12 protein-coding genes are annotated in these 14,495 nt (G+C 71.2%); 5 read left to right on the top strand and 7 right to left on the bottom strand.

Features of this window, described 5'->3' with window-relative positions:
• Positions 1–133: 133 nt before the first annotated feature.
• From RLT58_RS31635 to RLT58_RS31620, 4 genes are all read right to left on the bottom strand, one after another.
• Entirely contained in the window at positions 134–628 is a 495-nt protein-coding gene (locus tag RLT58_RS31635; protein WP_311313769.1) for a DinB family protein, read from the bottom strand.
• 46 nt (positions 629–674) lie between these two features.
• The gene (locus tag RLT58_RS31630; protein WP_311313768.1) at positions 675–2,906 is read right to left on the bottom strand and encodes a serine/threonine-protein kinase; all 2,232 of its coding nucleotides are present in this window, start codon (positions 2,904–2,906) and stop codon (positions 675–677) included.
• A gap of 401 nt (positions 2,907–3,307) precedes the next feature.
• The gene (locus RLT58_RS31625; RefSeq protein WP_311313767.1) at positions 3,308–3,724 is read right to left on the bottom strand and encodes a gamma-glutamyl-gamma-aminobutyrate hydrolase family protein; all 417 of its coding nucleotides are present in this window, start codon (positions 3,722–3,724) and stop codon (positions 3,308–3,310) included.
• Positions 3,725–4,373: 649 nt separating this feature from the next.
• Entirely contained in the window at positions 4,374–4,979 is a 606-nt protein-coding gene (locus RLT58_RS31620; protein ID WP_311313766.1) for an HAD family hydrolase, read from the bottom strand.
• A 435-nt stretch (positions 4,980–5,414) separates the two neighbouring features.
• On the opposite strand from RLT58_RS31620, the gene RLT58_RS31615 reads away from it, so the two are divergent.
• From RLT58_RS31615 to RLT58_RS31605, 3 genes are all read left to right on the top strand, one after another.
• On the top strand, positions 5,415–6,077 hold the full coding sequence (locus tag RLT58_RS31615) for a TauD/TfdA family dioxygenase (protein WP_311313765.1): 663 nt from the start codon (positions 5,415–5,417) through the stop codon (positions 6,075–6,077).
• Between the two features lie 68 nt (positions 6,078–6,145).
• A complete protein-coding gene (locus RLT58_RS31610) occupies positions 6,146–7,654 on the top strand; it encodes a DUF4246 domain-containing protein (protein WP_311313764.1) in 1,509 nt (502 codons plus the stop codon).
• 118 nt (positions 7,655–7,772) lie between these two features.
• On the top strand, positions 7,773–8,288 hold the full coding sequence (locus RLT58_RS31605) for a ricin-type beta-trefoil lectin domain protein (protein ID WP_311313763.1): 516 nt from the start codon (positions 7,773–7,775) through the stop codon (positions 8,286–8,288).
• A 22-nt stretch (positions 8,289–8,310) separates the two neighbouring features.
• Here RLT58_RS31605 and RLT58_RS31600 read toward each other — a convergent pair whose 3' ends face one another.
• A complete protein-coding gene (locus RLT58_RS31600) occupies positions 8,311–8,508 on the bottom strand; it encodes a hypothetical protein (protein ID WP_311313762.1) in 198 nt (65 codons plus the stop codon).
• Positions 8,509–8,741: 233 nt separating this feature from the next.
• Positions 8,742–8,927 (bottom strand): hypothetical protein, encoded by a 186-nt coding sequence (locus RLT58_RS31595; protein WP_311313761.1) that lies wholly within the window; start codon positions 8,925–8,927, stop codon positions 8,742–8,744.
• Positions 8,928–9,121: 194 nt separating this feature from the next.
• Between RLT58_RS31595 and RLT58_RS31590 the strand changes: the two genes are divergently transcribed.
• Complete coding sequence (locus RLT58_RS31590) at positions 9,122–11,560, top strand: WD40 repeat domain-containing protein (RefSeq protein WP_311313760.1); 2,439 nt, start codon at positions 9,122–9,124, stop codon at positions 11,558–11,560.
• Positions 11,561–11,905: 345 nt separating this feature from the next.
• Positions 11,906–12,595 carry a response regulator gene (locus tag RLT58_RS31585; protein WP_311313759.1) on the top strand — a complete coding sequence of 230 codons (690 nt, stop codon included), beginning with the start codon at positions 11,906–11,908 and terminating at the stop codon, positions 12,593–12,595.
• 39 nt (positions 12,596–12,634) lie between these two features.
• On the opposite strand, the gene RLT58_RS31580 is transcribed toward RLT58_RS31585, so the two are convergent.
• Positions 12,635–14,395, bottom strand: a complete 1,761-nt coding sequence (locus RLT58_RS31580; protein WP_311314714.1) for a sensor histidine kinase — start codon at positions 14,393–14,395, stop codon at positions 12,635–12,637.
• Positions 14,396–14,495: the final 100 nt, after the last annotated feature.

The raw sequence follows: 14,495 nt of genomic DNA, 5'->3' as shown, positions 1-14,495 counted from the left end.
GGCGATGCCGCTCGGGCGGCACGTCGGGACAGCGCCGAGCGATGTCCGTCCGACGGCGATCGGCCAGAATTCGCCCTCGGAATACGGGAATCCGTCCCGGCCCACGGAGCGAGGGCGGCCACTGCCGCCCCGCCTATTCGCCGACCTGCCCGTCGATCGCTTCGCGGAGCAGGTCGGCGTGTCCGTTGTGGCGGGCGTACTCCTCGATCATGTGGGTGAGGATGTAGCGGAGCGAGAAGGTCTCGCCCCCGCAGTCCACCGTGTCGTCGAGGGACTCGACGGCGGCCGCGGCGGCGCGGGAGCCCTCGCATGCCTCGTGCCAGAGCGTGAACGCCTCGTCCGCGTCCGCCCCGTCCACCTGGAATTCGCCGTTGACCACGGGCCAGAGGGCTTGGCACTCCTCGCCGCTCAGCACCAGCCGGAACCAGCTCCGCTCGACCTCCGCCGCATGCCGGACAAGGCCCAGGAGGGTCAGGGCCGAGGTCGGGACCGCCTTGCGCCTCAGTTGCTCGGCGGTCAGTCCCCGGCACTTCATGGCGAGGGTCGCGCGCTGGTATTCGAGGAACGCGGTCAGCGACGCACGGTCGCCGGCCGTCCTGGACGGATGGACACGTCGGTCATCACTCATCGGGTGATGATGACAAGGCGCCCGGCGGCCGTCGCCGCCGGGGTCGTCAGCGCGGCTTCGGGGGCTTTCGGCCGTCGAACGCGAAGAGCGTGTTCTTGGCCGCGGCCACGACCACCGCACGCCCCGCCACGGTCACACGGGGGCTCGCGCCCTCCTCGCCCGTGAAGCCGTCGACCTGGGGGTCCGTGGTCCACAGGAGTTTCCCGTCGCGCGGGGACAGCGCGACGACCCGGCCCGTGGACGAGCTGAACATCACCGCGCCGAGGCCCTGCGCGGGGCCGGACGCGCCCTCCACGGCCGTCTGCCGGGACCACTTCTCCCGGCCGGTCACGGGGTCGAGTGCCGTGACGAGACCGGTCCGTCCGCTCACGTAGACGGTGCCGCCGGCCATGCCCGGCGTCCCGTCGTACGTCTTGTCCAGCAGGGAGTACGAGACCTTGCGGGAGGACACGTCGACCCGCGCCACCCCGTCGTAGCCCGTGCCGGCCGGGCCCTCCAGGTGCTCCAGAAGAAGGACGAGCCGGCCTCCGGCGACACCCATCGGCACGGCGGGCCCGTTGACCGCGACGGGTCTGCCCAGTGCTCCCGAGGCGCGGTCGACCGGATACAGGGTGGGGTGGCGCACCGCCAGGTCCTCCACCTCCGCGTCCGTCGCGCACATCGCGAGGAGCCGCGCGCCCGCCGCGACGGGAGCGCACTGTCTGCCCGCCGGGAACGGTGTCCTCCAGGTGATCTCGCCGCTGTGCGCGTCCCGGGCCTCGAAGCGGGAGTCGGAGGCGTCGACCGACACCACGGTGGAGTCTGCCACCAGCGCGTCCCGGGTCCGGCCGGTGACGGCCGTCGACCGGGCGCCGGACGGGGCGGACCACAGCTCGCGGCCGTCGTCCGCGTCCAGCGCCACGATCTCGTCCGGAGGGTTCCCCGGGGCGTCCTCTGCGGCGAAGCGGTAGCCGATCACCGTGTCGTCGGTGGCGCCCACCAGGTGCATGCCCTGGACCGGGACGCCGGGACTGTCCGCGGTCCACATCCGCGAGCCGTCCAGGACCTTGATGCGGGTCGCGACCACACCGCCGCCCCCGCAGAACACCGAGTCTCCGTGCGCGACGCACCGCAGTTCGTCGGGGATGTCCTCGCGCCCGCCCGGCACGGACTTGCGCCACGGTGCGAAGCCGGCCGGAAGCGCGGCGGCCGGGGCGGCGGGGCTGCTGCCCTTGTCGCCGTCGCCGCTCCCCCCGTTGCCGTCCGGCCTCAGCACGGCGACACCTCCGCCGATCGCCACCACGGCGACCGCGGCCGCGAGCACGGGGCGCCATCGGTGACGCAGCCGGCGACCGATCGAGGCACCGGTGCCCGTACCCGTATCGGGACCGTCCGGGGCGGTGGCCGGGGTGGCCCGTGTCGCGAGGTGGGGCTGGGTGATCATGTCGCGGGTGCGGCCCGCGCCGGCCCCGCCCGTGACGGTCCCGCCGAGGTCGGCCGGCAGGTCCCGCAGCAGCACGAGCAGTTCGTCCGCCGAGGGACGCCCCCCGGGCTCCTTGTCCAGGCACGGCTCGACGACCGCGCGCAGCGCCACCGGCACGGCATCCAGCGACGGTTCCTCGTGCACCACCTGGTAGGCGGTGAGGTACGGGCTGTCCGCGTCGAAGGGCCCGTGGCCCGTCGCCGCGTACACCAGCAGCGTGCCCAGCGAGAAGACGTCGGACCGGGGCCCCACACCGCGCGGCGCCTGCAACTGCTCCGGCGACATGAAGGGCGGCGTCCCGATGACCCGCCCCGTCATCGTCAGCGTCTGCTGGTCCGCGGCGCGCGAGATGCCGAAATCGATGACGCGCGGCCCCTCCGGCGAGAGCACGACGTTCGAGGGCTTCAGATCACGGTGGACCACCCCCACCCGGTGGATGTCGCGCAGCGCCTCGGCCAGTCCGATGGCGAGTCTGCGCAGCTCGGCGCCGTCCAGCGGGCCCTGCGCGGTGATGTGCTGGGCGAGCGTCTGCCCCTCGATATAGGTCGTCGCCATCCACGGCTGATCGGCCTCGGGCGCCGCGTCGACCACGGCGGCGGTGAACGCACCGCTCACCCGCCGCGCCGCCGCCACCTCCTGCCGGAACCGGATGCGGAACTCGTCGTCCGCCGCGAACTGCTGGTGGATGAGCTTGATCGCGACGGGCCGGCCGGAACTCGTACGGGCCAGGAAGACCGTGCCCATGCCACCCGAGCCGAGCCGCGCCTCCAGCGGATAACCGCCGATCTCGGCTGGATCGCCCACGCGCAGCGACACTCTCCCCGACCTCCCGTCCCCCGTGCGCCTCTGCTGCCACGGGCCCGCGTACCTGTCCTGCACACAAACTAGCCGCAGGGCAGTGCGGCAGGGCAGAGCGGGTGACGCACAGGCCGGCCGCAGGCTCCTCGAAGACGGGCCGCGCCTACCCGGCGGGGCGCCCCTGATCTGGGGTTATGCGGGTCAGGTGGCTCTCGCTCGGCGACCACGACCGGCCGGGCGGAGCGGCAGGCGGGGCCGGACAGGGCGGTCCGGGTCGTGGCCGGTCTCCCGGACCGATGGGGCATGGTCGGCATCTCGGGTGCCTCGACAGCGGACGCGGTGTCCGCTGTCGAGGAGCTCGCGTCCCGGCTCCGTGCGGCGGGGCCAGTACGCGACAGCCCGGCGTGAGGCGGCCTGCGTCAGAGCCCGGAAGACCCTTCCCCGGCCGGCGAGGCGGCCGGCAGTTCCTTGGGGCGCCGCTGGACTCCGGGCGCGAACCGCGGGCCGTGGGCCTCCATCACCTCGATCACGCCGTCCGGGGCGTGGGCGACGGTGCCCAGGCCCGCCCCGAGCGCGGAGACCGCCAAGTGGTGACGGCTGTTCACCAGGATCCGTCCGGCGTCCGTCACCTGCCGCAGCCGGCTTCCCTCTTCGACGGCGATGTCGTGGAAGCCTGTTCCGGTGCCGTCGCCGCCGTGCCCGGAGACCCCTCTCTGGGCCGGGAGGTCCTGCCACAGGGTCCCGTCCTTGGCCGCGTTGAGCAGCTGGGCGCCCCGGCAGATGCCGAGGACGGGCTTGTGGCCCTCCTCCGCCCAGCGCAGCAGCGTCAGTTCCATGGCGTCCGGCTCCGATGCCCAGCGGAATCGCGCGGGCGGCTTCCACCGCACGGAAATATCCGATGCTCTGCATCCAGCGGCCGGTTTCCTCCGGTCTGCGCCAGGGCCTCGGGGATATTCCAATCATCGGTTCTCTCATGGCGAGGAAGCCGGCACGACATCCGATGAGAAATGCAGGGGGAAATAGGGGCGACCTACCCCATAGTGACCCTCGAAGGAGTGGACGGAAGCGGAAATTCCATTCCCATCGAGAACATGCGCACCTCGCTTTCGAAACATTCGAATGCCGTCCGCGCGAGGCCTGCCAGGGAACTCTCGAACGAATAAAGAAGAATCGCCGCTGACAGACATCCAGGGAATCTCTACCAGGACACGCAGCCCGCACCTTTCCGGCATTCCGCCCATCTCCTGGAGATCGCCGCGCAGTTTCCGCCACGAACACGAGCGGTTCGCGCGGGCGGACTTCGCGCTCTTCGACCGCCGGCGGCACACCTGGGCGGTGCACTGCGAGGACGTGGCGGAGCACCGGACTGTTCGAGCGGCACGAGGAGGTCATGCGGGACTCCGGTGCCATCGCGCTCGACGGCACCGGCTCCCCGGCGGACGTGCAGCCGAGGCCCTGGCGGTGCCCGCGTCCCGGGCCTCGGGCTCAGACAGGCCCCAGCAGCTCCCGCACGGTGCGCCGCAGGGCGGTCCCGCCCTCGAAGAGCACGGCGGTCAGTCCCAGCTCTCGGGCGGCCCGCACATTGGCCTCCCGGTCGTCGACGAAGAAGGCCTCCTCAGCGGTGGCATCGAGGAGGCGCAGGGCTCCCGCGAAGGCTTCGGGGGCGGGTTTGGTCGCCCCGAGCGCGCAGGAGAAGGCGAGGGCGTCGAAGCGCTCGTCCACCTCCGCCAGCTGCTCGGGAAGGCCCGAGAGCAGCAGCGCGTCGTTGTCCGTGAACAGGGCCGTGGGGTGCGAGCGGAGAAGATCGGCGGCGGCGAGGACGTCGGGGTCGGGCTCGAAGGCGCCGCACCAGATGCGGCGCAGTTCGGCGGAGGTGCCGGAGAAGCCGAGACGCAGCCTGATCTCCCCCTCCACCTCTTCGGCATTTCCGGCTCCGCCGTCCCAGGAGGAGATCAGACCTGAGGAGTAGAGCTCCGCGTCGACACGTTCCGCCGGAAGGCCGCACGCCTCGCCGAGAATTTTCAGCCGGTGCTCGCGGTGAAAGCGGCAGACGACGCCGCCGAGATCGAAAAGGAAAACCCGTGGCTTCATGTGCGGCACACTAGCAAATACCGGAGCGGCACACTCTTTTCGGAATAAATACCCATCGGATATCGCGCCATGCCGGAAGAAAGAAGCCGCCCGGCCGGAGGCCCGTAACCACTGCGCGCTCCATCGCACCGGCCCCCTTCGGAACCCATGTGCTCTTTACCCCCTGTCAGCCTGGTTGTCAGGGCCAGTTGCGAAGGCTCCCGGCCCTGATGCCACCGCCGGGAGCGTGCTGATGATGAATGTGTCCGGTCGGCCTCGCGGGTTCGGGCCACCGGCCGGCGAGCGCCGTCCTTCGATGTCCGCGCTCCGCCCCTGTCCCGGGTCAGGCCGCCGGCCAAGCGGTCTCCCGTGCGACGCGTACTGTCACGGAAAGGGTCCAAGCCCGTGGGCAACGAGGTCGAAGCAGGTACCGGGGTCATCGCACGAATCAAGCAGATGACCGACGACTCAGGGATCAGCGAGAACGCGTTGTACCAGATGCTTCGCAAGGAGCCGCTCCCCAAGGAAGTCCTCAAGGAGGTCTTCCAGCAGTACTACTGCATCCGGACGTTCCCGCAGATCCTGGTCGGGCCGGCCGCCCGCGTGGACGACGAGTTCATCCGGCTGAAGAGCGCCCGCACCGTTGTCTCGGAGCTGGGTGACGGCCACGGGGAGGCCATCCACCGCTTCGGCAACCGGAAGGCTCTGCGGGACGACACGGCGGCGAACCAGTCCCTGTCCCAGGAGCAGCACGCCCAACTGCCGGGCGCCCGGCACCGGCTGTTCGAGACTCACCCCGTCACGGGCGCCCCCGGCCTCTTCGCGCCCTCGGGGAGCGCCATGTCCGTCGTCGGGCTCTCCGACGCCCAGTCGCATCTGGCGCTCGACGCGCTGGAGGAGTTCGTCCTGAAGGAGCTGCCCGCCTACACCCACCGGTATCAGCCCGGTGACCTGGTGATCTGGGACAACATGAGCACGCTGCACCGAGGGACCGGGGTCAGCGCGACCCGGGACTTCGAAACCAGCCGCCTCCTGCACCGGATCAACGTCCAGTACGCCGGGGCCCGGGCAGGAGCCCCCGAGCGATCCCGGTCCGCCGCCGGGCGACGGCGGGCGTGAGGGGTGCGGTGTCAGTCGGCTGACGTAGTCTTCCGGCCACCGCACACCGACTGTGAGGATCAAGAGAAGTGACCGGCCTGTCTCCCTTCCCGCTGCCCTTTCAGACTGCCCGTTCCATAGCGTTCGCGACACCCCGGACGCTGCGTGAGCTGGAGATGACGCGGTGCAGCTCACACATCCGGTCGAAGCCGGGGTGGTTCGACAAGATGAACGACGCCGGCATCGTCGCCAGGTGGACACGGGAGGCGGTTGCCCAGGGGCTCACCGAAGCGCAGGTTCACTACGTTCTCGCCGAGCTCGCGCACTACGCGGCGCTGCGGGACGCGCGAACCGGCGTCGAGGTGTCCGCGGTCGACGGTGTGTGGCAGTCGGACATCTTGATCGACGACGAGCTCAGGTCCCGGCTGTGCGACGCGGTGCGGGTGCTGGAAGAGGTCCCCGAGACTGAGAAGGACTGGCATCCCGGGTCCGACGGCCAGGTACTGGATCTGGTGCACCCCTCACTGTTCTGTCTGGTGAGGGAGGCGAGCGGCGGCCCCGAGCGGGCCTGGCAGAACCCCACGGACCGCTACTGGGCGTACGAGTTCTCGGAGAAGTTCCAGTGGCTGCCCACGGACGTCGACATCAGCGCCGACGGCGAGGCCGTCTTCCGTTCGTACGTCAACAACGTCCACCCGGAAACCCATCACGAACTGGCCTCCGTCCTGCCGGACTTGTTCGCCCGCATGCGCCCGCTGCTGGAGAACGTCCTCACCGATCTCCGGCATCCCCGGCCGCTGCGGATCAAGGCCGACCCCTACGGCTGGTACGACTCGGAACCGGAGTATCCGAACAAGTCCTCCTACAGCTCCGACGAGGCCTTCAAGGAAGCCCGCCAGGCGTGGGAGGTGGCGCACGACGCCTGGTGGGAGGACCGCCGCCCGGTCGTCCCGGACGCACCGGCCTTCACCCCGCCCGAGCTGCCCGGCGCATCCGCGCGGGTCGGCCTGTGCGGCCGCCGCCTCCAGGTCATCGTCAAGCTCGCCACGATCCACCTCACCCCGGACAAGCCCGAGTACGCGGGCGGTTCCTGGCATGTCGAGGGGATGCTGAACGAGCGGATCGTCTCGACCGGCATCTACTACTGGGACAACGAGAACATCACCGAGAGCCGGCTGAGCTTCCGCGCGGCCCTCGACGACCCGCACTACGAACAGAACGACGACAACGGTGTGCGCGAGGTCTACGGTCTGGAGGACGAGGACGCGCTGAACCAGCTGCTGGGGTCGGCGTCCACCCCGGCCGGCCGCTGCCTGGCCTTCCCGAACATCCTGCAACACCGCGTCGGACCGTTCCGCCTCGCGGACCCCGGCCGTCCGGGACATCGGAAGATCCTCGCGTTCTTCCTGGTCGACCCGTCGGAAGAGATCGTCTCGACATCCGATGTGCCGCCGCAGCAGCCGTGGGCCGACACCTCGACCATGACGCTCGAACAGGCCAGGGACTATCGCGAACAGCTCATGCGGGAGCGCAAGTTCTTCATCGACGAGCACAACGAGCAGCTGTACGAGCGAGAGTTCTCCCTCTGCGAGCACTGACACCTCGGGACCGCGTAGCCGGCCGTCGCGTGTCACACTTCCGCGCCCGCACCGCTCCTATCCGGCAGTACGCCCCCGCCACCCGGGCGGGGGCGGGTTCCGTCCGGAAGGATCACCCATGCACCGCGCTTTCGCCGCCACCCTCGCCGCACTCGCCTGTACCGCGGCCGTGGCCACGCTCGGCACCGCACAGCCCGCCTCGGCCAGCGGTGTGTCGTACATGCTCAAGAACGTCGCCACCGGCAAGTGCATGAAGGGGAACAGCAGCCGCGCCGCGTACCCCGACGACAACCGGGCCTACGACGTCACGATGGTCACCTGCAACCGCAACGACGTGAACCAGTGGTGGGGCTACATCAGCGGCGGCACCATCGTCATGACCGCCTCGACGCACGACACCGGCATCTGCCTGAGCGTCCAGAAGACGCCTTCGGGCGACTTCGCCCGGGGTGTCTACACCGCGCGGTGCGCGAACAAGCCGTACGGGCAGAAGTTCAACACCGGCGTGACCTCCAACTACCCGATCGGCTCCGCCAGTCCCGCCTGCTACGTAGGCCACTACGCGGGCGGCGACAGCTGGCCCGCCTGCTACGGCAACCACGGCAGCAACACCCGGTGGAACTGGGTCTCCTGAGCCCCGGCCCGCCCCGCATCCCTCAACGCAGTGTGCGGGCGCGACAGCCACCGGCCAAGCCGAGCAGCACCGGGTGGCTGGGGCTGGTCAGGCTCCACAGGTCGACGAATCCACCGGAACCGGCGTCGCCGTTGTGGATGGTGTGACCACCGACGGCGAGCACCCGGCCGTTCGGGCTGAAGCGGCCATCGACCTCGGTTGTGCGGGGCGTGCGATTCACCCGGAGCGCCTGCTCCCGGACGTTTCCCCCGTCCCGCCGATCGGGGCATCGACCGAATTGCTGGCGCTTTTCCGACCGGGATTTCACTCACGCCCCGGAAGAAGCCGCAATCCAAAGGGGTGCGTCCGACCGCGCCGCGGCGGTGGCCCGGCCCGCGCTCGTGACCGAAGGAGGCAGGGCGCGGCACTTTCGATCGGTGCTGTCGGCGGGTGGGGGAACGTGGAAGCGGGCGCCTATCCGATGAGGCCGTGCAGGACCGGGACGCTCCCGCCGGCGCCGGAGACGCCCGCGATGGCGGCCGCCGCGACCGGGACGCCGGCGAGGACGGACAGGCAGCCGATGACCAGGCCGATGACGACAGCGGCCAGGAGTACGACGGCGGCGTGCAGGGACAGGAAGGTGTCGGGTGGAGTGGTCATGCCTCGACCCTGGCCCCGTTCACCGCTGTGACGCTCAGGGATCGAACGGTTCCGGTGAACGCCGATCACTCGTGGAGTGCGCCCGTACACAACGGCTGTTCGGCCAAACGGCCACGTCCCCGTGCACGTGGCCCCGTCATGTTCCGTCAAGTTCGGTGCTGTTCGGTCGGACAGGCCCCTACGCTGCAGATGATGTGGCGCAGCACGAGGGGGCGGAGCCTGTGGCGGAACACGTCGACGCGGACGACCGGGCGAGCGTGTATCAGGAGGCGTTGGAGAACCAGGCTCTCCACCTGTCCCGACTGAGGGTGGAGCGGGGCAATCCGTCGCTGCGTGCCATCGAGGCCCGGGCGCGGAAGCTGTTCGCCCAGGAGCACGCCGCGCTGCCGATCGCCACTCAGAGCGCCGCGTTCGGCGGGAAGTACGTGAGCGTGGACAGGGTCATGCTGCTCGTCCGCACGCTGCTGTCCTGGGACGAGTACGGGCAGGAGTGCTCGCCGCCCGACCGCAGATCACCTGCTCTGGAGCCTTGGCGGGCGAGGTGGGTCGCCGTGGCCTCGGCACGGCCGACCCGACGCCGGTCAGGTGCCATGCGGCGGGAACCGATGAGCGAGCCGCAGCGGACCTCTCGTACGGCGGCCCCCTCGTCCCCTTTCGCTCTTGCCTACGCTCCTGTGGCGCACTCGGGTCCGGTGGTGTCGGTGGCGTTCTCCCCGGACGGGCTGCTGATCGCCACAGGGAGCGCGGACAACACCGTACGGCTGTGGGAGGCCGCGTCCGGAGCTCCGGTCGGTGACGCTCTCGCCGGCCACACCGAGGGGGTCGCGTGCGTGGCGTTCTCACCCGACGGAAGGCTGCTGGCGACCGCGAGCGCCGACCACACGGTGCGCCTGTGGGACACCGCGTCCGGGGCCACCGCCGGTGAACCGCTCACCGGTCACAGCGACGAGGTCTGGTCGGTGGCCTTCTCCCCCGACGGCGGCCTGCTCGCCACCGCCGGCGCGGACGAGACCGTGCGGTTCTGGGACGCGACCACGCGCACCCCACTCGGCGGTCCGCTCACCGGCCACGGTGATCCCGTCTGGTCGACGGCGTTCTCCCCCGACGGCAACCTGCTCGCCACAGCGAGCCGCGACAAGACCGTGCGCCTGTGGGACCCCGTCACGGGCGCGCTCGTCGGAAGACCTCTCATCGGCCATACCGACGACGTCGAGTCGGTGGCGTTCTCACCCGCCGGGCAACTCCTGGCCACGGCCGGCTCCGACGGGACCGTACGGGTGTGGAGTCCGATCACCGGCACCGAAGCCCTTGCCCCACTCGCCGGCCATACCGGCCCGGTCTTCTCCGTGGCGTTCTCCCCCGACGGACAATTACTCGCCAGCTCCAGTCGGGACCGGACCGTACGGCTGTGGGACCCCGCAACCGGGGCGCCGGTCGGCGAACCTCTCACCGGCCACACCGACCAGGTCTGGTCGGTGGCCTTCTCCCCCGACGGCAGCATGCTCGCCACTGCGAGCCACGACAGCACCGTGCGCGTCCACCGGCGCGGTGAGCCGAGCGCTCCGGAACCCGTCGCCGTGTCCACCGCGGCGCTGCGGGCGGTCGAGCACGCTGTCGCAACCGGATATCCCGTCCCGCTGCCCGCCGTTCACGGCAGGCACGAGGGTCCGGTCCACTCGGTGGCGTTCTCCGCCGACAGCCGTCTGCTCGCCACCGCCGGCCACGACGGAACCGTCCGCCTGTGGAACCCCATCACCCGTCTCCCCGTCGGCACGCCCCTCTCCGGCCACGCCGACAGGATCCACGCGGTGGCGTTCTCCCCGGACGGCCGCCTCGTCGCCACGGCCAGTGACGACGAGTCCGTCCGCCTGTGGGACGTCGACACCCGCCTCCAGATCGGCGATCGGCTCACCGCTTTTGACGGGGACCACGGGTCCTGTCTGTCCGTGGCGTTCTCGCCCGACGGTCGTCTCCTCGCCACCGGCAGCCACGACCCCCAGCTCTGGGCCACCGCGACCGGCGCCGCCCTCGGTGGCCCCCTCACCGGCCACACCGACAGCGTCGCAGGCGTGGCGTTCTCCCCCGACGGACGTCTCCTCGCCACCGGCAGCCACGACGGAACGGTCCGACTGTGGGACCCTGCCGGGCGCCTCCCGGTCGGTTCCCCCATGAGCGGCCGCACGGACAGCGCGGGCGTGACATCCCTGGCGTTCTCTCCCGAGGGGCATCTCCTCGCGACCGGCGATCAGGACGGAACCGTCCGGCTGTGGGAAACCATGACCGGCACCCCGGTCCGTGAGCCCCTCACCGGCCACACCGGTCCAATCGCCTCGGTCGCGTTCTCTCCCGACGGACGTCTGCTCGCCACCGCCGGCCACGACGGAACCGTCCGCCTGTGGAACGCGCTGACCCGACGCCCTGTCGGAGAACATCTGGACGTCCGCGACGGCCGGATTCATTCCGTCGCGTTCTCCCCCGACGGCCACTTCCTCGCATCGGGCGGAAGCGACGGGAACATACGGCTGTGGGCAGGACGCTTTCGACAGCCGTCGCCTCAAGGCCCTGGCTCACCGCCACCGTCGGCCGAGAGGCATGTCAACTCAAGGGTGCAGATACGCGACGACGCACGGTAGCCGGGCGGGGCCGTGCTCGCGGACGAAAATGGGCCAGGCCCAGCGCTACGCGTGTGAAGCAATGGGCCGGTACACCGGGGCCCGCCACGCGCTCACCCGCGCCACGGATCAGGTTCCAGCCCTCGGGTCGACGGCGTCAACGGCGTCGACGGTCATGAGCGTGGCGCCGGCCGCCCGCGAGATCCGCTGATCGCCCCTGCCGCTGGGGGAGCACTTGAGCACGGTCGCACCAGTGGACGGACGCCCCCCACCCGCAAGGCCATGGCTTCGCCGGGTGCGTCGGCCCCGTCCTTGAGACAATGCCGAGAGGAGGGGCCGAGAGCCGACGCACGCGAGGGACCGCACATGTCCGAAACTCCGACCGCCTCGGATGCCCCGATCCGCGTCTTCCTGCTCGACGATCACGAAGTGGTGCGGCGGGGGCTGCGGGACCTTCTGGGCGCCGAGCCCGGTATCGAGGTGGTGGGCGAGGCGGCCACGGCCGCGCAGGCGCTGGCCCGGGGGCCCGCGCTCAAGCCCGATGTGGCCGTGCTGGACGTCCGGCTGCCCGACGGCGACGGCATCACGGTGTGCCGGGAACTGCGCTCGCGGATGCCGGACCTGGCGTGCCTGATGCTGACGTCCTTCGACGACGAGGACGCCCTGCTCGATGCGGTCATGGCGGGGGCGGCCGGATACGTACTCAAGCAGATCAACGGCTCCGACCTGGTGTCCGCCGTGCGCACGGTGGCGCGGGGCCAGTCGATGCTGGACCCCGCGACGACGGCCCGGCTGATGCGTTCCGTACGCGGTCCCGGGGCGGACGCCCACCCGGAGGACGAGCGGCTTGCCGTGCTGTCCGAACGGGAGCACGCCGTTCTCGACCTGATCGGGGAGGGCCTCACCAACCGGCAGATCGCCAAGCGGCTGTATCTGTCGGAGAAGACGGTCAAGAACCACATCTCGCGGCTGCTCGGGAAGCTCGGCGTGGAACGCCGCGTCCAGGCGGCCGTCATCGCGGCGGAGGCGCGGGAGCACCCGCATCACGACACCTGAGGGGGCGGCTCCGCCCGGGCCCCGTTCGGTGAGGGGCGTTCAGTCGTCGCCGGGGGCCAGCGGCACCCGCCACTCCAGCACGGTGCCGCCGCGCACGTCCCGCCGCGCACCGACGGACAGGGTGCCGCCCAGCCCTCGGGCACGCTCCGCCAGATTCCGCAGACCGCCGCGGTGGTGGTTCCCCTCCGGCGGCAGCCCGACGCCGTCGTCGGTCACCGTCACCACCAGCTCCCCGCCGTCGGCGACCACCGCCGCCTCCGCCCGCCGCGCCCGGGCGTGGCGGGCCACGTTGCTCGGCGCCTCCCCGATGACCGCGACCACCTGATCGGCCACCCGATCGGGCACGTCCGTGTCGATCAGCCCCTCCATCCGCAGGCCGGGCGTGAACCCCAGGGCGGGCGTGACGGCCTCCACGGCCCGCAGGGCCCGGGATCTGAGCTTCGGGGCGCCGGCCTTCGTCGTGTGCTCCCGGAGACCGAAGATGGTGGTACGGATGATCTTGATGGTGGCATCGAGGTCCTCGATGGCGCGGTTGAGCCGCTCCACGGCCTCGGGGTGCTCGACGAACGGGCGCGTGCTCTGCAGAGTCATCCCCGTGGCGAAGAGCCGCTGGATCGCGAGGTCGTGCAGATCGCGCGCGATCCGGTCGCGGTCCTCCAGAAGGCTCATCTGCTCGGCGTCCCGCCGGCGGTCCGCCAGTTCGAGGGCCAGTGCGGCCTGGCCGGCGAAGCCCGGCAGCGCGGCGGTCTCCGCGCCCGGGAACACCGGCCGGTCCCTGTTCCGGGCCAGGGCCAGGACCCCGCTCAGTCTCTCCTTGGTTCCCACGGGAATCGCCACCGCGGGTCCGAAGCCCTCCCACCGCTCCGGCCGCGCCCCGATCCGCGCGTCGGACCCGATGTCCGTCACGGTGATGAGCCCGTTCTCCGCGAGTGCGGCGGCGGCCAATGTCCCCCGGCCGCTCGGCAGCACGATGCCCCGGTGCTCATCGGCCTTCTCCCCCAGCGCGAGCGAGCCGGTCAGCTCCCCGTCCGGGCCGACGAGGTAGAAGGCCCCGAGATCGGCTCCGGCGATGTCCATGGCCCGGCTCAGCATTCCTTCGAGCACCTCGGACTCGGCGGAGCCGGAGAGCAGCGCACTCGTGAATTCGGAGCTGGCCGCCAGCCAACGCTGTCTGCGCCGGCCCTCCTCGTAGAGCCGGGCGTTCTCGATGGCGATGCCGGCCGCCACGGCCAGCGTGGCGACCAGTGCCTCGTCCTCGTCGTCGAAGTCCCGCGCTCCGCGCTTCTCGGTCAGGTAGAGATTCCCGAAGACCTCGTCGCGGACCCGGATGGGCACGCCGAGAAAGGAGTGCATGGGCGGGTGGTGGGGCGGGAAGCCGTACGAGGCGGGGTGCTCCGAGAGCTCCTTCAGCCGCAGCGGTGCCGGGTGGCGGATCAGCTCGCCGAGGATTCCGTGACCGGAGGGAAGGCTGCCGATCCGGGTGCGTACCTCGTCGCTGATGCCGACGGGAAGGAACTCGGCGAGCTTCTCGTCGTTCCCGATCACCCCCAGGGCCCCGTACTCCGCGTCTACCAGGGTGACGGCGGCCTCCACGATCCCGCGCAGTGCCTGCGCCAGGTCGAGTTCCCGGCCCACGGACATGACGGCTTCGAGCAGTCCGTTCAGCCGGTCCCGCGTCCCCCGGGCCTCGTCGATCCGGCTCTGCAGCTCTTCGAGGAGTTCATCGAGGCGCAGGCGCGGAAGTGCGGCCGTTCCGTCCCCCGACGCCCGCGCGCCGCCGTCCTCGCTGTCCCCGCCCATGGTCACCTCCGACGCACTGAGGCGGGGCAGGCCCATCCACGCCTGCTTCCAACGTAAGCCCGCCCCACGACCCGCTCCTGTCGAGCCGTGCGCCTGTTAC

The organism is Streptomyces sp. ITFR-16 (assembly GCF_031844705.1).
Taxonomy (GTDB): Bacteria; Actinomycetota; Actinomycetes; order Streptomycetales; family Streptomycetaceae; genus Streptomyces.
The sequence above is the reverse complement of the archived record's forward strand: the minus strand, read 5'-3'. Positions and strand labels throughout refer to the sequence as shown.

Coding starts and splice junctions, on each gene's coding strand:
- RLT58_RS31635 (WP_311313769.1), bottom strand. CDS start 628: ATGAGTGATGACCGACGTGTCCATCCGTCCAGGACGGCCGGCGACCGT.
- RLT58_RS31625 (WP_311313767.1), bottom strand. CDS start 3,724: ATGGAACTGACGCTGCTGCGCTGGGCGGAGGAGGGCCACAAGCCCGTC.
- RLT58_RS31620 (WP_311313766.1), bottom strand. CDS start 4,979: ATGAAGCCACGGGTTTTCCTTTTCGATCTCGGCGGCGTCGTCTGCCGC.
- RLT58_RS31615 (WP_311313765.1), top strand. CDS start 5,415: ATGACCGACGACTCAGGGATCAGCGAGAACGCGTTGTACCAGATGCTT.
- RLT58_RS31605 (WP_311313763.1), top strand. CDS start 7,773: ATGCACCGCGCTTTCGCCGCCACCCTCGCCGCACTCGCCTGTACCGCG.
- RLT58_RS31595 (WP_311313761.1), bottom strand. CDS start 8,927: ATGACCACTCCACCCGACACCTTCCTGTCCCTGCACGCCGCCGTCGTA.
- RLT58_RS31585 (WP_311313759.1), top strand. CDS start 11,906: ATGTCCGAAACTCCGACCGCCTCGGATGCCCCGATCCGCGTCTTCCTG.
- RLT58_RS31580 (WP_311314714.1), bottom strand. CDS start 14,395: ATGGGCGGGGACAGCGAGGACGGCGGCGCGCGGGCGTCGGGGGACGGA.